Below are 18,813 nucleotides of genomic sequence, written 5' to 3'. Positions count from 1 at the left end.
AGCTGGTCGAGATCGTGAATCCGCTCTCCATTGCCGGAACCTGCTTTGCCAATGCGTAACTGATCGCATCAAACGTCGCGGTCTTGGTGTCAGCCATTGTTTTGTTCCTCGTGCGGATCCACCGGCAGTGGCATCCAGTGAGTGACCGTGTGCTTGCATCCATCCTGGCTCACCTGAGATTCCCATTCGCCATGGAACAGGCCAGCGACATCGTGGTAGACCGCTTCGCCCCATTGCTTGCGAACCAGCACATCGATTTCCGGCTCGGGTAGTTGCTCGCTGACGGGTATCCACTGCGGTACCTGAGCCTTTAATTCTGCGATCGCTTCGAGGATCGGTTCGGCACCGCCGTCGTCCGGGTCGAGGTCGAGTGCCTCATTGATCAGCCCGAGGTCAGCGTAGGCCGCGCCGAACATTCGGGTCATCTTCGCCAGCTCGTCATTCGCGCCAATCTGTGGAGGCGCAGACGGCGGCGCCGGCTGGGTATTCAGCCCTTCAGGGCGGGGGTCGTAGGGGCTCATGCTAGGATTCCTGAAAAATTTGAACGAGCGAATACATGCGCACGTACACGGTGAGCTTTTTCGGGGGTGTTGCTATCGGTGTGCTTGCTGCCGCGTTTTGGCGATTTCCGCCTCAAGGCAGTGGCGAATTGGCGAGTTGGGTGCAAGCATTCGGATCAATCGCTGCTATTGCGGCAGCCGGGTACTTCCCTGTGCGCCATGCACGGGTTCAGGAAGCGAACAGGCAGCGCCGACTTCTGTCTACGATTTCGCAGATTGCGACGATGACAGAATCCGAACTGAAGGCATTTCGCTTTTACATGAGAACGCCCCAGGAAGCGGCTGATTATCGATTCAACGGCGCATTCTCGAGGTGGGCAGCGTTGTCGGTGCAGGTAGGCGCGTTATCCGTGTACGAACTCGACTCGGTCGCGGTTCGCGGTCATCTTCTATCGCTCGGACAGTCAATCAACACCATTGAAGGGCTCTTGCGACAGATGCCGTCCGGGGATAGCGCCAGCGGGAATAACCCATGGTATGAAGAAACCCGTTTGGAACTGGACCTTCACCTGATGGCTATTGAACTTGCGAAATCGCCGGAAAATATGGGGCCGTTCTCTGAGGGCTGACATACTCCCGCCAAGGGATCCAGCCTCGAGGCGTATGGAAGCCCCAGTTACGCTGCCACGGCCCCATGATGAACAGGGACCAGGCTTCGCCGCCGTCGGGGATTTCGAGCCGATGGCGATCCGTCGCACGTCGAAAGACGATGGAACCGGGGCCGCGCCAGACGCGGCGATATCCGCGCAAGAGGGTCGTTTCTGGGCGAGCATCCCATTTGGCCGGCTGCTCCTGCTCGGTTGGCATGATTTCCCAGTAGCCGCCGAGCAGCACGATGGAGATGCTCCACCACGGGTGATCGTGAAGATCCCGGCCAGCGTCACTGCGGAGTGTGTTGTGCACTCGTGCGCCCCAACTGGTGTCGCGGCGCCCGTCGGTGGCGGCGCTGGCATCGTGCCCGCGGGGCTTCTTGACCCACCAACGGCGCATATAGCCGCGAAGGTCGAAGTAGGGCGTGCGCTGGGCGTAAGCGATGATGGCTCGCGCGACAATCTTCGGCATCCAGATTCGCATATCAAGCTCCGGTGGCAGGCGTGGTGGGCGCGCTGGCGGCGCTGATATCGGAATGGGCTGCGAGCAATTCGCGAAGTGCTTTTGCGCTGACCGTCACGGGAAAGTCAGTTTCGCTGTTGGCGATTGCCTGTCGGTCTGCGTTGGGCAAGGCGGAGACGAAGGTTCCAATACGCTCGACGTATGCCGTCACTACCTTGCGTGAGTAGGACTTGCCCTTGATGGATCCGGCAGTGACTTTCTTCTTCCCGCCGGCGGATGCCTTCTCAAGCTCGCCCGACAGGAAGGCCCCGGCCTTCTCGCCGTGCTGACGCACCGCGTCAGCCGCGACCGATGCAGATGCCTTACCGGAAAACACCAGGCGGTGAACGTCGGAATTGGCCCCGGCGAGCACGAGCATCTTGCCTACCCATTGGGGCGAGACGTCGTCGGCTTCCGCGATTCGCGGGTTGTCCCATCCGAAGCGGGCAAGGCGCTGGTAACCGAACGCTTTTTCGAGCGGATGCAACTGCCGGTTCTTGTTGCTGGACAGGATGCGAAGCGTTCGGTCCGCGTCGTTGCCATCGAAGGCATCGATACGAACCATCAGCTCGCCGTCACGATCCCGCAGCGGCGCGCCGGCTGCGTCTGCCCGCCCGATGGCCGCATGGCGACGATGCCCGTCTACCAGCCAGACGCCGCCCTCAGCGCGAGGGCGAACCTCGAGCGCGGGGTATTGGCCGCCAGCCATGATGTGACGAAACAGGCTTTCGTCGTCTTCTTTGGCCTTCTCAAGCGCTTCGCCATCGAGCAGATCAAGCGAGGCGCGGAGATTGAAGCCCGGTTCGATGTGGATGTCGTCGTAGCGGATCTTCATCGCGTCCGCACGCCGGATTTCCTTGTCGTTGATCTTCTGTTTGAATGACGGCACAGCGGTCATTTCATTCCTCGTTCTCGGTCGACGGCGGTACGGATGTGTTCTCGGAATCCCTTGGAAGGGTGTCCGCCGTATGGGTAGTGGGATTCGACGTGGCGCCAGCGCTCGGCATCCGCTTCGGTATCCGTGCGGCGTTGGGCGTCGGTCTTGATGTAGAAGGCGAGGGCAGCGAGAAGGACGGGAAGGTGAGCGGCGATTGCTTCGTGCAGCTTGTGCCGATCTTCGGCTTCCTCATGATGCCGCGCGGAGCCCGTAAGGATTGGACGGCCCGATCGCACTCGCTGTTTGTTGACGAGAGGGCGTAGGGCTTCCCATGCTCGCTTTGCTGCCGCCCTATTCGGGGCATTGCTCATACATTGAAAATGAGTTTCGCGAGAAGTGCGGCACCAAGCGCCGAGAGGTGGCAGGTCCAGGCGGCGCGCTTGTGATCAATCGTCCACTGGTTGTATCGAAGGAAGGTGGCGTTCACGGGATCGACAACGAGGCGCTGAAACATTGCGCGCCTCAGTGGGTAGCGTCGCTATACCCGAGTCGGTACGCGAAGTCATCGGACTGACAGGGCATGCCGTGAAGGGCGTCATGCCAGCCTGCGTGGTACTGACGAATCTCTGCTGCGTGCATACCGCCCTCCTCAGTCGAGGCGAATGGTTGCGCTCTTGCTCAGGAAGCCCGAGCAGACGGCGCCGGAAACCGGTACTCCGGTCGGGCCCTTGGCGGTGAACGCGGTCGAATAGTCATCGTTGTCGCCACAGCCGTAGAAGCTGTAGCCGTCGATGCGAATGTCGGTATATCCGGCACCCTGGAGAGCGCGCCGCGCCGTATCGGAATCGGTGCAGGCAGACAGAAGGGCGAGCAAAGCCGCGAGCGCGACGAGTCTCATGGGGAAACCTCGAAAGGGAAGAAGGGGAAGCCCCGGCAGAACACCGGGGCGATGCGGCTTTAACCATGTCCGCCATGGGCCTGTGAGCTGTCAGGCTCGCTCTGATTCAGTAAGCGGGCGCAGATCACGCGGCACCTAACCGTAGTCGATTGGCACGGCGTGGTTACGGGTTCGTCGGATACGTCGGGGCAGCGCTTGCCCTAGGCGCGGATAAGCTACCGCTCGCGCCCATAGGAGCGGCAGCAGGATCAGGAGAATTGGCATCGCTATAGCAGGAGCCCGAGAGCACTGCGATCACGCGCGAGAATATCGCGCAGCTTGTTTAGGCTGTTGCCCCCCCCGCTTACAGAAGGGAAGTTCGAGACACGGGAAAACTCAAACTCTGCACGGTCGCGCCACTCGGCGGATTTCGTCGCGTCGGCCATTGCTATCCAGCCAGGTACGCGCCCGCACGCCAACAGAATCTGTTCCCGGAGGCTTCTGATCTCGTCTACCACTTGATTCTTGGCGAGCTGGATCTCCAGCGCCTTCTTGGTCGTTGCCATGTGTCCGTCCGATAGATGGGCGCGCGAGTTGAAAGAAGGCGCGCAGGTGAGAGGATCTAGGTGAAGAGGGTGGCCGGTGCTGACCCCGGCTCAGAGTGGCGCGCATGTTTTCATGGCAGCCGGCATACCGGCCTAGGATGTCTGCCCACCCGGTTGTTTCCATTCGCCGCGCATCAGCCTGCGCATTCACCCTCAAGAGAGCAGACCCTTCCAGCTACCGGGGAACGGTGTACGGGCTATTTAACGTCGCCGCGCCGACGCGGGTCTGCTCGCTTCAGGGTGCCGCACTCTGGCGGCCGTCACGCCTACGTCATCGGGGGCGTTCCCTCGCCGGGGAGGTGTCCGATTCAGTCGCAATGCGGGTAATAGGTGCTGATTTCCTTGGTTTCGTCGTCAAGGATCAACTCCGTTCCAGCCGCATAAAGCTGGAACAGGCGGCGCTCGAACCCGTACAGCCTGCCGATAAACAGCTTCTTACTCGGATCAACTTCGTTGAATGTCACGTTCGAAACGACGCCGTCGACAATCCGAATCTGATACTTGCACTGGTACTCGCTCTTATAGGCATCGGGATCCAGATACACATACTCGAACCGCATGGATCGGATGGATGTGTCTCTCTTCACGATGAGCGTGAATTCGTCGCTGGTCGGCGTGTGGCCTGCGCGTTCCGTCTCAAGCTTGATGAACTCGGTTACAAGGGCCGATAGCTCGATAGCGGACGGCGCGGGCGCGAGCAACTCAGCCATACGCTCTTGGATGTGTTCGGTGAGCGCCGAACTCATGTTGGCCTCAAGCTGCTGGCTCACGATCTTGAGGATCAATTCGTTATAGCCGGGCAGTCCGAGGGTGTCGAAATTGATCTGGAGCGATTGTTTGATTCGCTCGCCTATGATCTTGCCAAAGTCGGAGTAGCTGCGCAGTTCGCTGTCGATCGCGTCGGTGATAGTCTTTTGCAGCTTTTCTTCAACGGCTTTTTCGATGGCGCCCGAGGCCACGATGTTGGCGAAGGCGGTCGAAACTACGTTTTGCAGTTCCTGCATGGTTTCTCTCCTCGTGTATATGGCGCGGCTCTCGGAAGAAAGCCGCCTCAGATACAGCGTTTGGATGCAGCGCCCCGCGCTACTCCCGGCTGGGCCGGCTCACGACGGCGCTGCATCTCTTCAATCCAAGCGGCGGTCTATAGCTGCACGAAGCAGCCAGGCGGCGCTTGGATAGCCTCCGGTCTTTGATCAGGGGTAGAGGGTTCCGCCCTGCGCCTAGCCGCGCTCGCAGAGAATGCGAACGCCATCGGCGTGTTCTATCGGTAACTGAATTTTTAGAGAGCACCCGAGAGGTCGGGCGGGCAGCGATGTGTGCTGCGTTGGAGTGAAATATAGACAAACCGATAATATCAGTCAATAGATTTTCCGATATTTCTTGAAATGCTTCGTGAGCGTAAGCGGGCGCCGCTGCGAATGAGCCAAAATCGTGGCGGGCTTCTGAGCCAAACGAGGCTTGTCAGGACGTGGTGGCGCGAGGAGGGGGATGGGATTACAGGCGCCCAAGAATGACAAAACCCGCCGAAGCGGGTTTTTGCGTACGGATATTGGATGACAGGCGCTAGGCAGTAGGTGTTGCGCTGAGATCAGCCTGACAATGCTTGCAGCGAATGGCTTCGACCTTGATTTCCTCGGCGCAGAATGGGCACTTTTTTGTCAACGACGCACGAACTGGCGGCGGCGCTTTCTCGGCAGCCCAAGGATCTTGCGGCAGCGTAGGATCACTTTCGAGAACCCATCCTTTGTTGAGATATTTCTTCGCCAAAATGCCCTGGATGAACATTGCATACCCGGCGGAGAGAAGGAGAAGAGTCAATACCCAGAAAGGCCCCATGGAAGCTATCGTTGGCAACGAGATGAGCGCAAGCCAAATGAAGACATGGGACCACAGGCCTTTGAGCGCTAGGTAGATTGGGCCCAAAAATAAGACCCCATAACATGCCCCATAGCCCACTTCTTCGACGTATCCATTTGCTGGATTCTTGAACCGTTGCGACATTGCGTTTCCCCGTTGATCTGTGCACTGCTCTAGCGTCTGAGCACCTGCCGATGCTCGACAACGACCCCTATGATACGCACCGGCTCATTCTCGCTATTTATCGTTGCATAGTCAGGGTTGAGTGGCACAAGCTCGAACACGTCTTGGCCGGCGGCGTTGATGCCTCGGGGGCGATATTTCTTGAACGTGGCTTCCTCGTGACCGTTCTTCGCGATCACGAAATCACCGGGTCGCGGCGATAGAGCTGGATCAACTATCAGTCGATCGCCTTCGTAGAACTTCGGCTCCATGGACCGACCCTCGACCTCAAGGCCGAACGCGTGTTCCGACAACTCCAGATCGGTAAGCAGGTACTCGTATGCCCCCCCCGGAGGGAACGGGACCACCGTCTCAGTCATCTGCCCGGCTTGCACACTGCTGATGAGCGGAATCCGGCGATGCCCAATTGATGCTGCTGTGACGTTCTGAACAGGTTCATTGCCCCGTCTTGGACCTCGCCCTTCTGCAAGCCATAACGCACTGACCCCAAGAGCAGCCGCGATAGTCGCAATTGCCGTTGAACCCTTGGTTACATCATTTTCGAGGTCGGAAAGAGTGGGCTGCTTGATCCCAACGCGCTTCGCAAGCTCTGCTTGAGAGAGCTTTGCGTCTTTTCGCGCCTCGCGCAGTCGTTGTCCTAGTGTCATATCGGAATTCTTATATATCGAGCTATAGATTTACCGATTGACTTTGATTATCGGTTTGTCTATATTTTCAATATGGACATCCAACAAATCGTTCTCGAACTAATTGACGCCGGCTGGACCCAGAAAGCGATCGCAGATCGCCTTGGGTGCAGCCAGCCGACTATCTCTGACATTGCGCACGGGCGAGTCGGGAAAAAGCGTCCCGCCTACAAGATCGTCGTAGGGCTCGAGAAACTTCATGCGGAGGTCTTCGGTGCGCCGGGCGTGAGTCCGCCGCGCCTCCGACCACGCCCCGACGCTGCAAGAGACAGCGAGGGGGCGGAAGCAAGTAGTTGCGGGGCGGCGCTGATGGCCGGGGGTGTTTGAGATGAAACGACTTCGTATGTTCTTGCTGTTCGGGCCGCTCGCATGGATTGCGCGCGCCGTCGAAGGGTTGGTGGCCCCCATTCGCCGCGCGCAATTGCGGGAACTTTTTGGCGACGGCGTCATGAATTCGGTTTCAAGTGGCCCTTCAACCAGAAAGCGGCCTTGTTCAGTCCATACGTCTGCCAGTCATTCCCGAGAGAGCAGATGAACACACGATCGTCCGACATTGTTGCCTCTTGCACGGCGCTCAGGATCGCGTCGGCGCAATGATCGGAATTCACGACTGCGAATACGCCCATCTTATGCAGGTGCAGAAACTCATATTCGCCGTCCGACAGGGCATCGATTGCGCTTTTGATGCCTGCGTGCTTGGTTGCGGGCTCGCTGATGAAGACGCTCAATAAATAGGTTCGCTTATTTGAGCCCATGAGTCCCCCGACGGATGTTGTGTTGAACGAAGTGATGAGCGGCCAGCATAGCACCGGCGTGGGGACTCACCTTATGCAGTAGGCCAGATCGAAATTTCTCCATGTGGCCATCGTAATGACAGTCGCAGAAAACAAAAACGTTCGAGGAAACGACACATGAACATCACCGACGCAGCATACGCAACGGTCCACGACTACCCGGGTGGTAGCGAGTCGCTCGCGCCGCGCATGGGCTCGTCGGCCGCTGTTCTGCGAAACAAGGTCAACCCCAACAACGACACGCACCACCTGTCGCTGGCTGAGGCCGTGAAGGCGGTCGACATCACCAACGACGACCGGATTCTGGAGGCCTGGGCTGCTTCGCGGGGCTATGCACTCGTCAAGATGCCGCAGGTGTTCGAGTGCTGCGATTCGGCCATCGTCGAGATGATGGGCAAGGCATGGGAGACCCATGGTGACGTCGGCCGGGAGATCACGAAGACGCTGGAAGACGGCCGCGTCGAGTTCACCGAGGTGACGCGAGTCGAATCCCGAATTTTCGCGCACGCTCAGGTGCTGTTTAACCTGGCCGCACGCCTTCGGGGGATGGCCGAATGATTGAATCGTTCACGAATACCTGGCCCTTTCCGAAAGACGGCGCGCCCGTCGCCAACGCCTTCGCCGAGATTTGTGGCGATGCCCCGAATGCCGAGCCCGAAGCATATGCGCCCGTTTGCATTTCCTGCGGCGCTCAGCCCAATCAAGACGGCACTCTGCCGTGCGACCACTGAGGAGCATGCATTGAGTTCCCATCGAGTCAATCAAGCCTGGTCTATCGAGTTGCGCCACACCGAGAAGATCGTGCTGCTGGCGCTGAGCCACCACGCCGTGATGTCGACCGGCGAGTCGTCGCCCAAGATCAGCCGCCTGGCGCGTGACTGTGGCATGTCCGAGTCTGCCGTACGCGATTCGATCAAGTCACTGGAAGCGGCAGGCCACATCGTGGTGATGCCTATTCGCCGCGGTGTGACGCAGTTCCGCGTGAAGGCTGGAGGTGGGGAGTGAGCACGGTCATCATGTCCCAGTGCTGGCCGCTCGCTGGCATGACGATCGCGCAGAAGGCAGTACTGATCTCGCTGGCGGACAACGCGAACGACCAGGGCGTCTGCTGGCCGTCGATCCCGACGATCGCGGCACGTGTCTGCGCATCCGAGCGTGCGGTGCAGAACGCCATCAAGTGGCTGGAGTCGGCCGGTATCGTCTCAGCGAATCGTTCGAACGGCCGTCACACCAGCTACACACTAACCCCCGCAGCATATTCACCCCCGCAGGATATTCACCCCCGCACCAAATGCACCGGCGAAGGAAATGCACCGGCGCAGCAAATGCACCACACCCCCGCAGGAGATGCGGGGGACCCCCGCAGCAAATGCACCACACCCCCGCACCATGTGCCGTCTAACCGTAAAGAACCATCAGTTAACCGTAAAGGAACCGTCAAAGGGGCGCGCGCTTCGCGGCGCGTCGAATCGACGATCAATCTTCCCGACTGGTTGCCTGAAGAAGCCTGGGCGAATTGGGTGGCCTACCGCCGCAAAGGCAAGGCACCGTTCACGGATCACGCCGCGACACTCTCGATCGAGGCGCTCGGCACATTGCGGGCTGCTGGCTATGAGCCAGTCGCCGTGATCAACCAAAGCATTCTGCGCGGCTGGACTGGATTGTTTCCGGTCAAGGACGCTGGGAGCCCAGCGGAGCAGGGCGGCACAACGGCCGGTGCTGGCGCGATTTGGTGGGATTCGGCCTCCGGTATCGAAGCGAAGGGTGCAGAGCTGAAGGTTGAGCGCCGACCGGAATGGAACGGCCTCACTTACAAGATGCATGTCTTCCGCGCAGCAGGCCCCGGTGCGTGGATTGAGTCGGAGCTGGCGAAGGCACAGAAGGCGAACCCGAACGAGTACGAGCGCGCATTCGCGTTCTTCCACGGGGTGTCTGCCACCAAGTTTGAGGAGCTGAAGAAGCGCGCCGCGCCGTGATGGACCCGAATGAATGCTGGCGGCGCTTCGAAGAAGCGGCAAGGGCGGCGCTGGCGGGGATTGGCAGCGTGCCTCGCGCCTACCTCGCAGCGGTTCGGCGGCGCTTTGGGGACGAGATAGCGGCTAGGCAGGAGAAGGAGTTACGGGCGTACATCGCCCACTTACGGGAGAAGGGGAAGTGACGAGAAAGGGCCTCACGTTTCCGGAAGACGCAGTGAGCAATGGACGAGTCGGCACGGCGAGGATTCGCGCGCAGATCGGCGCTACGGCCGCCGCACTGGCATCACCCGAGCCCGCGCCGCTGATGGCGCCCCTGCTCGGGATGGCCGCGCCGAAGCGGAGCAAGTACAGCAACGAGAAGTGCGTCGTAGATGGCATTAAGTTTGACAGCCGCCGCGAGGCTGCCTGCTGGGTAGTGCTGCGAAGCCAAGAAGCGCAGGGCCACATCACGGATCTTCGGCGGCAGGTGAGATTCGAGATCGCGCCGCCGGCCGTGATCCAAGGGCGTAAGCGGCCGGCACGCTACTACGTGGCCGACTTCGTGTACCAGCGCAGCGACGAGGAAGTCATCGAAGACGTGAAAGGGCACCTGACGGCGGAATACCGGCTCAAGCGGCACTTGATGGCCGCCAAGGGCCTGACGATTACGGAGGTCAAATGAAGCGCGAAATTCTGGAAAGCATGGACAAGGACTTTTGGTACAGCTACCAGACCCTGGCGTCGATCACCGGTTTCGATACCGCGTCGATCAATCGAGCATGCCGCGCGCTGGCGGCTGAGAAGGTAGTGGAAATCGAGATGATCGGCAAGAAGTCTCGAGTCCGGCTCCTGATGAATCGTCCGTCGCTGAAAGTGAGTTCGTATCCAAGCGTTCCCTCTGTGGCGACTGTCCCGTATCAGCCGCGCTGGACGCCGATGCAGACGTATAGCCGCGACGTGCTGGCCCATCAGGCGCTGTGTGAGGAGCTTCGATGAGCCGCAGCAAGAATCCTCGTCGTCGGTATGACCCCAATCGCTCGCTCCGACGCATAGCGGCCAGCCAGGAGCGTAAGTCCGCCGCGCTCCCGCTGGATCAGTCGCAGACGAACGACATTGGGCTTATATATCACCTGTCGCTTGATGCCATCAAAGGTGGGTGCGCTACCGAGGAAATGTGGAGCAATCTTGCGTGCTCGGTGAATATCGCCCTGATCCTCGCTGAGCAAGGCATGGAAGAGGCTCGCATTGAAGACATCAAGCGAGCACAGGACGCGCTCATGAGAGCCAAAGGCCGCAGCGAGAGATTTGGCACTTGGGGCTTGGATGGCGACGGAATCCGGGATTTGCAGTTGGCTGTCACGGTGCATGACTCTCAGATGAAAACGGCGCCCAAGGCGCAGGTTCGGGCGGCGATCAACGAAATGCATCGCCGGATGGCTGCTGGTGATTTCCTAGAGATCCAGTGATGAAGCGAAGCAAGCCCATGAAGCGCACCGGATTCAAGCGCAGTGCGCCGGCGGCGCTCAGCCCGTTCAGCGGCAACGCGGCGCTTCACGGAACGACGTTCAAGCGGAAATCCCGGAAGAAGCGGGAAGGTCACGACAAACGGATGCTTGACGCGTGTCGCGGCGAGAACTGTTATCTGCGGGTGCCCGGCGTCTGCCCCTCGACTGCGGAAACCGTAGTTCCATGCCATTCGAACGAGCAAGAGCACGGCAAAGGGATGGGAATCAAGGCACGCGATGAATTTACCGTCCCGGGATGTTTCGCGTGCCACGCCTGGCTCGATCAAGGATCTGCACCACGCGAGGAGAAATTCAGTGTTTGGCGTGCAGCGTATCGAGCGTGGGAGCCGGTACGAGCGGCAAAGCTTTCAATCGAGGTGGTGTGATGGCGGCGCTCCCATCGAGGATGTACCAAGACCCAGCGATCGTATTGGAACAAGAGGAAAACAAGACATGCAAGGGATGCACACACAAACTGACGCTTTGGGGTTTGGAATATTGCGCCAAGGAGCGGACGAAAGCGGGCGCTCTGAACATGCGGCGGTGCAACCTATACGAGGACGGGAGTGCGCGCCGATGAAGCGCGATTTGCATGCATTCTGCGAAGACTGGTCGGCGTGGCATAGGTCGAGACGCCTGTTCGCGCCGCCGGTTCCAGAAAATATCCTGGCGCGCCTCGTGCCGCGCAAGGTCGGCGCAGAGCCTGACGCTATCTGTTCGTCGAGCCTAAGTTTCTTCAACCTGGCTGTACTTGCGTTGCCAGAGAGCGTTGAGAAGCAGACGTTCTATCTGTACTACATCCATCGGGTGAAGAATATCAAGGCAGTTGCCTCCGAGATGGGCGTTTCGCGCGATGCCTTCTACAAGCGCGTCGAGTCATTCCGAGATCAAGCATATCGCGCATATCGGCGCATGACTGAAATGGCGTAGCACGCCCCTAGTACATTGATGGAGGAATGTAAAGAACAAAGATGTATAGCCCCACGCTATACATCTTCGCGCTATACAAAAACCGCAAAAAACGTATCATTTCGGAAAGGCTGAATCAGTGCCTCCAAAGCCCGCACAGTGCAAATTGTGCGGGCTTTTTTGTTGTCATTTCATCGGGGCAGCAGACTGCCGGCATGGCTGGCTAAGCGCGTACGTGCTGCGAACGGGTTGGCTGCTTCGATGAAATGGCATGAGTTGTCTCCTCTGCGCCGACCGGCGCTTGCCCGACCAGTGCGGGCCTTTCTATTTATGGCACAGATCAAACTGAGAGTGACATTTGCATGGTGGCTCAAGCCATACATCTTCGCCCTCGCGTTCTGTGCGGTGCTTGCTGGCACCACCCCTGACGCGGAGAAGCTGGGTCGGGTGATCAAGCGTGCGGTTCGTGTGAGCGTTCGATGAGCCGCAAGCTGACCACGCTCAAGCCGCGAGTGCAGGCAGCGAATACCAGTCGCATTCCTACGCTTGAGGCTAAAGCAGGAACAACCGAACGCATTCGCGGAAGCCGCTGGGTTAAGACGCGGAATCGCATTGCGATCGCTCAACAGTTCAAGTGTCAGCGCTGCGGTCGTGTGTGGCTGCCTTGGCATGACCAGGTCGACCACGATGTGCCGCTCGAGCAGGGTGGCAGCAACGACGACAGCAACCTGAAGCTACTGTGCGACGACTGCCACAAGGGGAAGACCGCCGACGAGGCGCGTGCCCGCGCGAGGTGACGCACAAACGCGAATCAATCTCATTCGCGATGACTGCGCAAGCGGGTAGATCGGTGCAAATGATATCGATTCGCATTTGCACCGGGGGGTGTCGAAAGTTTGGCGTTCCGCATCGCGGGAAACCGACCGATCCCGCACGCGCAGAATTTTTCCTCGATTGGAGTTTTTGTTAATGGCTCTTAACAGCAAAAAGCGGCTGTTTGCCGATGCTGTTTTGGCCGGAAAGTCCAATAAGGACGCGGCTATCGCGGCGGGCTACAGCCCCGCGACAGCGTCGGCGGCCGGATCGCGACTTGTTAAAGACAAGGACGTAGTCGCATACCTGGCCGAGCGGCGAAAGAAGGGTGCGACGAAGGCGAAACCGGCTCAAGCCGAAACCGATGCGGCAATGACCAAGGCTGCAGTAGCGGCGGGCTTTGATCTGAACACGATTTTGACGTTTTCGGACCCGAAAGCGTTTCTCCTGGCAGCGATGAACGACCAGAAGACCGAGCCGAAGCTTCGGATCGACGCGGCAAAGACGCTCATGCCGTTCATGCACGCCAAAGTTGGCGAGACGGGCAAAAAGGACCAGCGCAACGAGGCCGCCAAGAAAGTCGCGAGCCGGTTTGCGCCGGCGGCGCCGCCCAAGTTGGTGGCGGCCGACGGTAAGAAGGTCGGATGATGGATTGGTCAACGGCCTGTCCCGACTGGGAAGCGCGTCTGGTTGCTGGCGAGTCCATCATTCCGAAGCCGATCTTTCCGGATCAAGCCGCACAAGCACTGGCGATCTTCAAGGAACTGCGGGTTGTCGACCTGCCGGGCAAGCCGACATTCGGCGAGTGCAGTGAGCAATGGGTGTTCGATTTCGTCGCGGCCATTTTCGGCGCGTACGACGCGGAGAGGGGCAAGCAGTTGATTCGGGAATTCTTCCTGCTGATCAGCAAGAAGAACACGAAGTCGACGATTGCCGCCGGCATCATGCTGACCGCTGTGATTCTGTGCTGGCGCGAGGAAGAGGAGCATCTGATCCTTGCGCCGACGAAGGAAGTTGCCGACAACAGCTTCAAGCCTGCGGCGGGGATGATCCGCGCGGACGAGGAACTGACCGCTCTCTTCCACATTCAGGATCACATTCGCACCATCACGCACCGCGTCACCCGCGCTTCGTTGAAGGTGGTCGCCGCGGACACTGATACGGTGTCGGGCAAGAAGTCGGGGCGCATCCTGGTGGATGAGCACTGGCTCTTCGGCACGCGCGCGAATGCCGAAGCCATGTTCATGGAAGCGACTGGCGGCCAGGTGTCGCGCGATGAAGGCTGGGTGATTTACCTCACCACGCAAAGCGACGAGCCGCCGGCCGGCGTGTTCAAAGAGAAGCTGAACTACTACCGCGACGTTCGCGACGGAAAGATCGAGGACCGGAAGTCGCTGGGTGTGATCTATGAATTCCCGCCGGACATGATCAAGTCCAAGGCTTATCTGGATCCGACGAAGTTCTACATCACGAACCCGAATATCGGTCGCTCTGTGAGTGCAGAGTGGCTGGAAGACCAGCTTAAAAAGAATCAAACCAAGACGGACGGAGCCTTTCAGCAGTTTCTGGCGAAACACCTGAACGTCGAGATCGGGCTCAATCTACGCTCTGATCGTTGGGCCGGCGCAGACTTTTGGCAGGACGCGGCGCGCGTGCCGGGGGTGACGCTCGCCGATCTGATTGCGCGCTGCGAAGTGATCGACGTCGGTATCGACGGCGGCGGCCTCGACGACTTGCTAGGTCTGGCGGTCGTTGGTCGAGAGAAGGTCACTCGACGCTGGCTTTTTTGGGCGCACGCATGGGCACATCCATCCGTGCTCCAGCGGCGCAAGGAGATTGCTCCGACCCTGCAGGATTTCGAGAAAGAGGGCGACTTGACGATGGTAGAGCAGATTGGCGACGACGTGCGCGACGTCGCTGACATCGTCTCGCTCATATTCGCATCGGGACTGCTCGACAAGGTCGGCGCGGACCCAGCCGGGATCGGAGGCGTCCTCGACGCATTGGTCGAGGCCAATGTGCCGGAAGAGCTTGTCATCGGCATTTCGCAGGGCTGGAAGATGTCCGGCGCGATCAAGACGACTGAGCGAAAGCTCGCCGAGGGCGTCCTTGTGCACGGCGGTCAGCGAATGATGGCGTGGTGCGTCGGCAATGCGCGTGTCGTGCCGGTAGGAAATGCGGTGAATATCACCAAACAAGTCAGCGGGACGGCAAAAATCGACCCGCTTATGGCTGGCTTCAACGCCATAACCCTGATGAGTCTCAATCCGCAGTCAGCACCAACACCGGGAATCGTTATCCTATGAGCGAAGCATTCAAGGCGGCGCAGGCAAAGGCCCGTATCCCGGGTTCGGCTGTGCTGAACGCCTGGCGCGCGCAGCATGGGCCCGAGACGACTGGTCGCGTCAACAACCTCAATGAGACGCGGCAGAGTCTGACCGTTCAGGAGTTGGCGAACATCATCGGCGGCGGCGCAATCAGCAATGCTGGCCCGGTCGTCAACGAGACGACCGCGATGAAGGTCTCTGCGGTCTACGCATGCGTTGCGTTGATCGCTGGCGCGATCTCGACGCTGCCGATGCAGATCTACGAGCGCACGCCGACGGGCCGCGCGGCTGTCGAGCACCCGTACTGGTGGCTGCTGAACGAGCAGCCTGAGCCTGACGTTTCGGCGGCAGTGTTCTGGGAATACATGGTCGCGTCGCGGCTCTTCTACGGCGATTGTTTCGCAGAGATCGTACGCCCGTCGTTCCGCAGCAGCTCGGTGTCGGGGCTCAAGGCGCACCACCCATTGCGCGTCTTTCCGTTCCGCGACAGCCATGGCGATCTCTGGTATCGCGTGCAGCCGCTGGTTGGCGCCGAGTATGTGCTGAACCCAGCAGACATCATCCATATCCCGAGTCTCGGCTACGACGGGATTCGAAGCCCGAGCCCGATTACGTATGCAGCGCGGCAGGCTGTCGGAACGTCGATCGCGGCGGCTGAATACAGCGCCCGCTTCTTTTCGAACGGCGCGCGCCCTGATTTCGCGCTGACGACCGACGGCAACATGACGGACGAGCAGGCGCGGCTGCTGCGCGCCACGTGGGGCGAGCGCCACAGTGGTGTCGCGAACTCGCACTTGCCCGCGATTCTCACCGGCGGCCTCAAGGTTCAGGAATTGACCATGTCGCCGGTCGATGCGCAGATCCTCGAGACGTCGAAGTGGGATCTGGAAGAGATCTGCCGCATCCTCGGCGTGCCGCCGTTCATGGTCGGGTCGACCGAGAAGACGACGTCGTGGGGCAGCGGCGTCGAGAACATGAGCCGCGGCTTCGTGAAGTTCACATTGCTGCGCGACCTCGTGAAGTTCAATCAGGAACTCAACCGCAAGCTTTGGCCGGCGCGGCAGCGGATCTTCTGCGAGTTCGACGTTTCCGGCATGGAGCGCGGTGATCTGGCGAGCGAGAACGACGCGTTGCGCGTTGCGATGGGAGGCCCCGGTGCGCCCGGCTGGATGACGGCGAACGAGGTCCGACACATTAAGCTGCTTCCGCCCGTCGAAGGCGGCGACGTCCTTTTCAGTGGAGTCTCGGGATCAGCGGCCGGAACGGACCCGAAATCGGGCGGCGAAAAGGCGGCACCTGAGCCCGCAGGGCAACCACACGAGGGAGCAACATGAGCAAACTGATCAAGCTGCTGGCGAGCAACCGCCGGCCGACAGCGCGCCCGCACGCGCTCGAAATGAGCGGCGGCGACGCGACGCTGTATATCTACGACGCGATCGTCGCGGACGACGACACCGCATACTGGTGCGGCGGCGTTTCCGCACAGTCGCTTGTGCCGGAGATTCGAAACATCAAGGGCGGCACGCTCAACCTGCGTATCAATTCGCCTGGCGGTGACGTCTTCGCCGCGCAGTCGATCGTTGCCGCGATCCGCGACACCGGCGCAAAGGTAATAGCGCACATCGACGGATTCGCGGCCAGTGCTGCCACCGTGATCGCATCGGCGGCAGACGAAGTCGTCATGTCCGATGGCGCGATGTACATGATCCACTGCGGCTGGACGATGGCAATCGGTAACTCCAAGGACATGACCGATACCGCAGCGCTGCTCGACAAGGTCGACGGCGTGATCGCGGGCCAGTATGCAAAGCGCAGCGGCAAGAGCGTCGACGAAATGAAGGCATTCATGGAGGCCGAAACGTGGTTCACCGCGCAAGAAGCCGTCGATGTCGGCCTCGCTGACAGCATAGCCGAGAGTGAGCCGCAGGCACAGGCATCGTGGGATCTCAGCGCCTACGCCAACGCACCGAAGATCGCGGCATCGGCCCCTGCGCCCGAGCCGATCGACGCCATCACCGCAGAACACCGCGATCGTCAGCAGCAGCGCCTGCGCATGCTGAATCGCCTCAATCATCAGTGACGCGCCTCGCGCAACTGAGAACAGCCGCCGAAAGGCGGTTTTTTTTCGTCCGAACGACCTGCGCGAGCGGTCAACTCTTAACGGAGAGAGTCACATGAAACTGCAGCAACTGCGTGAACTGCGCAATTCGAAGGCGAAAGAAGCCAACGAAATCAACAACAAATATCCCGCCGACCAACGTATGCCGGCCGCTGAGGCGGATCGCATGGATTCGATCCTCGCTGAGATCGAGGCCATCGACGGCGATATCGCACGCGAGAACCGCCGAGCGCAACTCGCCGCAGAAGACCCGGCGGCACAGCACGCCGCCGCAATGAATGCGGCGACGCGCGCTCCGGCCGCGCAAAGCGACGAATCGCGCGCACTGCGCGCCTTCATGGCCGGCGGCATCTCCAACATGGCCGACGAGGACCGCACGCGTATGCTGGCGCGCCAAACGCCGGACATTCGCAATGCAATGTCGACGACGACCAGTACGGAGGGTGGCTTCACTGTGGCGACCGAGTATCAACGCTCGCTCGAAATCGCGATGAAGGCATACGGTGGCATGCGCGCAGTCGCGCACGAGATCCGCACTGCTACCGGCGCCACGATGAACTTCCCGACGACGGATCCGACGGCTGAGGAAGGCGAGATCGTCGGTCAAAATAGTCCTGTGACCGGTCTCGACACATCGTTCAACAACATCGCGCTCGCCGTGTTCAAGTACAGCTCGAAGAAGATCGCTTTGCCATTCGAGCTCGTGCAGGACAGCTTCATCGACATCGAGGCCTACATTCAGGCGCTGCTCGCAATGCGCCTCGGTCGCGTCCAGAACCGACACTTCACGCTCGGCGATGGCGCGACACAGCCGATGGGCATCGTCACGGCGGTCGGCAATGGAAAGATCGGCGCAACCGGCCAGACGGTTACCGTCGGATACGACGACTTCGTCGATCTGGAACACTCCGTCGATCCGGCCTATCGCAGCATGCCTGGCGTCTGTTACATGATGCATGACACGACGCTTCAGGCCGTTCGCAAGATCAAAGATGCTCAAAACCGTCCGATCTTCGTTCCTGGCTATGAGGGGGACGCGATGATTAACGGCGGCGCTCCTGACCGTCTGATGGGACGATCGATCACCATCAACCAGCACATGCCGGTGATGGCTGCGAACGCGAAGTCGATCCTCTTCGGTCAGCTCTCGAAGTACACGATTCGCGATGTGATGGACCTCACGATCTTCCGCATGACCGACTCGGCGTTCACGCTGAACGGCCAGATCGGTTTCGTGGGCTTCCTGCGCACGGGCGGAAATCTGATCGACGCCGGCGGCGCCGTGAAAGCCTACGTCAACTCGGCAACCTAAGCACTCACATCATGAGTACGGCGAACTTCGGTTCGCCGTATCCTAATCCATCTCGGAGCAGAACATGGCAAAGACCCAAACGGCGCAGGCTCGCGCCCTCGCTGACAACGTCGGCCTTGGTATAAAGTGCGGCCAGATCGTCACCGGTCCCGACGCCGTCATCAAGGCGCTCGCCAAGGCCGGCGCCGTTGACAATCACCCGGACGCCGTCGCGTACGCGACCAGGCAAGGCGTCGAGCAGGTGGCGCTCGCGGATCCTGATGCTGCCGCAGAAGTCGCGGCAGCTGCGACGGACGCCAAGCGGTCCGATGGCGCACCGACTGAACCGGCAGTGCAATAAGC

At 60.0% G+C, this 18,813-nt stretch carries 30 protein-coding genes; 20 read left to right on the top strand and 10 right to left on the bottom strand.

What is annotated here, in order from left to right; translation table 11 throughout:
• Positions 1 to 89: 89 nt before the first annotated feature.
• Positions 90 to 521 carry a DUF551 domain-containing protein gene (locus PTE31013_RS23245; protein WP_174978694.1) on the bottom strand — a complete coding sequence of 144 codons (432 nt, stop codon included), beginning with the start codon at positions 519 to 521 and terminating at the stop codon, positions 90 to 92.
• 35 nt (positions 522 to 556) lie between these two features.
• Here PTE31013_RS23245 and PTE31013_RS23240 point away from each other — a divergent pair, with 35 nt between their 5' ends.
• Positions 557 to 1,129: a hypothetical protein gene (locus PTE31013_RS23240; RefSeq protein ID WP_150615005.1), complete on the top strand. Its 573-nt coding sequence runs from the start codon at positions 557 to 559 to the stop codon at positions 1,127 to 1,129.
• On the opposite strand, the gene PTE31013_RS23235 is transcribed toward PTE31013_RS23240, so the two are convergent.
• Both PTE31013_RS23235 and PTE31013_RS23230 read right to left on the bottom strand, forming a co-directional pair.
• Positions 1,077 to 1,634, bottom strand: a complete 558-nt coding sequence (locus PTE31013_RS23235; protein ID WP_150615004.1) for a hypothetical protein — start codon at positions 1,632 to 1,634, stop codon at positions 1,077 to 1,079. The genes PTE31013_RS23240 and PTE31013_RS23235 overlap by 53 nt on opposite strands.
• Before the next feature lies 1 nt (position 1,635).
• Positions 1,636 to 2,139, bottom strand: coding sequence for a hypothetical protein (locus PTE31013_RS23230; protein ID WP_150615003.1), 504 nt, complete (start codon positions 2,137 to 2,139; stop codon positions 1,636 to 1,638).
• On the opposite strand from PTE31013_RS23230, the gene PTE31013_RS23225 reads away from it, so the two are divergent.
• Together PTE31013_RS23225 and PTE31013_RS23220 are read left to right on the top strand one after the other, a co-directional pair.
• Positions 2,134 to 2,535 carry a hypothetical protein gene (locus tag PTE31013_RS23225; protein ID WP_150615002.1) on the top strand — a complete coding sequence of 134 codons (402 nt, stop codon included), beginning with the start codon at positions 2,134 to 2,136 and terminating at the stop codon, positions 2,533 to 2,535. The genes PTE31013_RS23230 and PTE31013_RS23225 overlap by 6 nt on opposite strands.
• Entirely contained in the window at positions 2,532 to 2,852 is a 321-nt protein-coding gene (locus PTE31013_RS23220; protein ID WP_150615001.1) for a hypothetical protein, read from the top strand. The genes PTE31013_RS23225 and PTE31013_RS23220 overlap by 4 nt, the downstream gene beginning before the upstream one ends.
• A gap of 44 nt (positions 2,853 to 2,896) precedes the next feature.
• On the opposite strand, the gene PTE31013_RS24970 is transcribed toward PTE31013_RS23220, so the two are convergent.
• The 6 genes from PTE31013_RS24970 to PTE31013_RS23195 all read right to left on the bottom strand — a co-directional run bounded on the left by PTE31013_RS24970 (position 2,897) and on the right by PTE31013_RS23195 (position 6,698).
• Positions 2,897 to 3,043, bottom strand: coding sequence for a hypothetical protein (locus PTE31013_RS24970; RefSeq protein ID WP_174978693.1), 147 nt, complete (start codon positions 3,041 to 3,043; stop codon positions 2,897 to 2,899).
• Between the two features lie 135 nt (positions 3,044 to 3,178).
• Positions 3,179 to 3,427, bottom strand: a complete 249-nt coding sequence (locus PTE31013_RS23215; protein ID WP_150615000.1) for a hypothetical protein — start codon at positions 3,425 to 3,427, stop codon at positions 3,179 to 3,181.
• Positions 3,428 to 3,693: 266 nt separating this feature from the next.
• Positions 3,694 to 3,972 (bottom strand): hypothetical protein, encoded by a 279-nt coding sequence (locus PTE31013_RS23210; RefSeq protein ID WP_150614999.1) that lies wholly within the window; start codon positions 3,970 to 3,972, stop codon positions 3,694 to 3,696.
• A 347-nt stretch (positions 3,973 to 4,319) separates the two neighbouring features.
• On the bottom strand, positions 4,320 to 5,015 hold the full coding sequence (locus PTE31013_RS23205; RefSeq protein ID WP_150614998.1) for a hypothetical protein: 696 nt from the start codon (positions 5,013 to 5,015) through the stop codon (positions 4,320 to 4,322).
• A 559-nt stretch (positions 5,016 to 5,574) separates the two neighbouring features.
• The gene (locus tag PTE31013_RS23200) at positions 5,575 to 6,012 is read right to left on the bottom strand and encodes a hypothetical protein (RefSeq protein WP_150614997.1); all 438 of its coding nucleotides are present in this window, start codon (positions 6,010 to 6,012) and stop codon (positions 5,575 to 5,577) included.
• 29 nt (positions 6,013 to 6,041) lie between these two features.
• Positions 6,042 to 6,698, bottom strand: a complete 657-nt coding sequence (locus tag PTE31013_RS23195; RefSeq protein WP_150614996.1) for a LexA family protein — start codon at positions 6,696 to 6,698, stop codon at positions 6,042 to 6,044.
• 72 nt (positions 6,699 to 6,770) lie between these two features.
• Between PTE31013_RS23195 and PTE31013_RS25410 the strand changes: the two genes are divergently transcribed.
• Positions 6,771 to 7,064 (top strand): helix-turn-helix domain-containing protein, encoded by a 294-nt coding sequence (locus PTE31013_RS25410; protein WP_150614995.1) that lies wholly within the window; start codon positions 6,771 to 6,773, stop codon positions 7,062 to 7,064.
• Positions 7,065 to 7,183: 119 nt separating this feature from the next.
• On the opposite strand, the gene PTE31013_RS23185 is transcribed toward PTE31013_RS25410, so the two are convergent.
• Positions 7,184 to 7,465 carry a hypothetical protein gene (locus PTE31013_RS23185; RefSeq protein WP_246174868.1) on the bottom strand — a complete coding sequence of 94 codons (282 nt, stop codon included), beginning with the start codon at positions 7,463 to 7,465 and terminating at the stop codon, positions 7,184 to 7,186.
• 183 nt (positions 7,466 to 7,648) lie between these two features.
• Here PTE31013_RS23185 and PTE31013_RS23180 point away from each other — a divergent pair, with 183 nt between their 5' ends.
• The 16 genes from PTE31013_RS23180 to PTE31013_RS23105 all read left to right on the top strand — a co-directional run bounded on the left by PTE31013_RS23180 (position 7,649) and on the right by PTE31013_RS23105 (position 18,811).
• Positions 7,649 to 8,089, top strand: coding sequence for a phage regulatory CII family protein (locus tag PTE31013_RS23180; RefSeq protein WP_150614993.1), 441 nt, complete (start codon positions 7,649 to 7,651; stop codon positions 8,087 to 8,089).
• A gap of 183 nt (positions 8,090 to 8,272) precedes the next feature.
• Positions 8,273 to 8,536, top strand: a complete 264-nt coding sequence (locus PTE31013_RS23175) for a helix-turn-helix domain-containing protein (RefSeq protein ID WP_174978692.1) — start codon at positions 8,273 to 8,275, stop codon at positions 8,534 to 8,536.
• Entirely contained in the window at positions 8,533 to 9,507 is a 975-nt protein-coding gene (locus PTE31013_RS24965; protein WP_174978691.1) for a helix-turn-helix domain-containing protein, read from the top strand. The genes PTE31013_RS23175 and PTE31013_RS24965 overlap by 4 nt, the downstream gene beginning before the upstream one ends.
• Positions 9,508 to 9,685: 178 nt before the next feature.
• Positions 9,686 to 10,168, top strand: a complete 483-nt coding sequence (locus PTE31013_RS23160; RefSeq protein ID WP_246174865.1) for a DUF1064 domain-containing protein — start codon at positions 9,686 to 9,688, stop codon at positions 10,166 to 10,168.
• On the top strand, positions 10,165 to 10,482 hold the full coding sequence (locus PTE31013_RS23155; RefSeq protein WP_150614990.1) for a hypothetical protein: 318 nt from the start codon (positions 10,165 to 10,167) through the stop codon (positions 10,480 to 10,482). Before PTE31013_RS23160 ends, PTE31013_RS23155 begins: the two co-directional genes overlap by 4 nt.
• Positions 10,479 to 10,952, top strand: coding sequence for a hypothetical protein (locus PTE31013_RS23150; protein WP_150614989.1), 474 nt, complete (start codon positions 10,479 to 10,481; stop codon positions 10,950 to 10,952). Before PTE31013_RS23155 ends, PTE31013_RS23150 begins: the two co-directional genes overlap by 4 nt.
• Before the next feature lie 17 nt (positions 10,953 to 10,969).
• Positions 10,970 to 11,377, top strand: a complete 408-nt coding sequence (locus PTE31013_RS23145) for a nuclease domain-containing protein (RefSeq protein WP_246174863.1) — start codon at positions 10,970 to 10,972, stop codon at positions 11,375 to 11,377.
• A gap of 67 nt (positions 11,378 to 11,444) precedes the next feature.
• Positions 11,445 to 11,921 carry a hypothetical protein gene (locus tag PTE31013_RS23140; protein WP_150614987.1) on the top strand — a complete coding sequence of 159 codons (477 nt, stop codon included), beginning with the start codon at positions 11,445 to 11,447 and terminating at the stop codon, positions 11,919 to 11,921.
• Between the two features lie 309 nt (positions 11,922 to 12,230).
• Complete coding sequence (locus tag PTE31013_RS24960; protein WP_174978690.1) at positions 12,231 to 12,383, top strand: hypothetical protein; 153 nt, start codon at positions 12,231 to 12,233, stop codon at positions 12,381 to 12,383.
• The gene (locus tag PTE31013_RS23135; RefSeq protein ID WP_150614986.1) at positions 12,380 to 12,697 is read left to right on the top strand and encodes an HNH endonuclease; all 318 of its coding nucleotides are present in this window, start codon (positions 12,380 to 12,382) and stop codon (positions 12,695 to 12,697) included. Before PTE31013_RS24960 ends, PTE31013_RS23135 begins: the two co-directional genes overlap by 4 nt.
• 172 nt (positions 12,698 to 12,869) lie before the next feature.
• A complete protein-coding gene (locus tag PTE31013_RS23130; RefSeq protein ID WP_150614985.1) occupies positions 12,870 to 13,361 on the top strand; it encodes a terminase small subunit in 492 nt (163 codons plus the stop codon).
• A complete protein-coding gene (locus PTE31013_RS23125) occupies positions 13,361 to 15,019 on the top strand; it encodes a terminase large subunit (protein ID WP_150615016.1) in 1,659 nt (552 codons plus the stop codon). Before PTE31013_RS23130 ends, PTE31013_RS23125 begins: the two co-directional genes overlap by 1 nt.
• On the top strand, positions 15,016 to 16,374 hold the full coding sequence (locus tag PTE31013_RS23120) for a phage portal protein (protein ID WP_174978689.1): 1,359 nt from the start codon (positions 15,016 to 15,018) through the stop codon (positions 16,372 to 16,374). Before PTE31013_RS23125 ends, PTE31013_RS23120 begins: the two co-directional genes overlap by 4 nt.
• On the top strand, positions 16,371 to 17,120 hold the full coding sequence (locus PTE31013_RS23115) for a head maturation protease, ClpP-related (RefSeq protein WP_150614983.1): 750 nt from the start codon (positions 16,371 to 16,373) through the stop codon (positions 17,118 to 17,120). The genes PTE31013_RS23120 and PTE31013_RS23115 overlap by 4 nt, the downstream gene beginning before the upstream one ends.
• 94 nt (positions 17,121 to 17,214) lie before the next feature.
• A complete protein-coding gene (locus PTE31013_RS23110; RefSeq protein WP_150614982.1) occupies positions 17,215 to 18,471 on the top strand; it encodes a phage major capsid protein in 1,257 nt (418 codons plus the stop codon).
• 64 nt (positions 18,472 to 18,535) lie between these two features.
• Positions 18,536 to 18,811, top strand: coding sequence for a hypothetical protein (locus PTE31013_RS23105; RefSeq protein ID WP_150614981.1), 276 nt, complete (start codon positions 18,536 to 18,538; stop codon positions 18,809 to 18,811).
• The last annotated feature ends 2 nt before the right edge of the window (positions 18,812 to 18,813 follow it).

Source organism: Pandoraea terrigena (assembly GCF_902459705.1).
In the GTDB taxonomy this organism is placed as follows: Bacteria; Pseudomonadota; Gammaproteobacteria; order Burkholderiales; family Burkholderiaceae; genus Pandoraea; species Pandoraea terrigena.
This window is presented reverse-complemented; position numbering and strand designations above follow the sequence as displayed.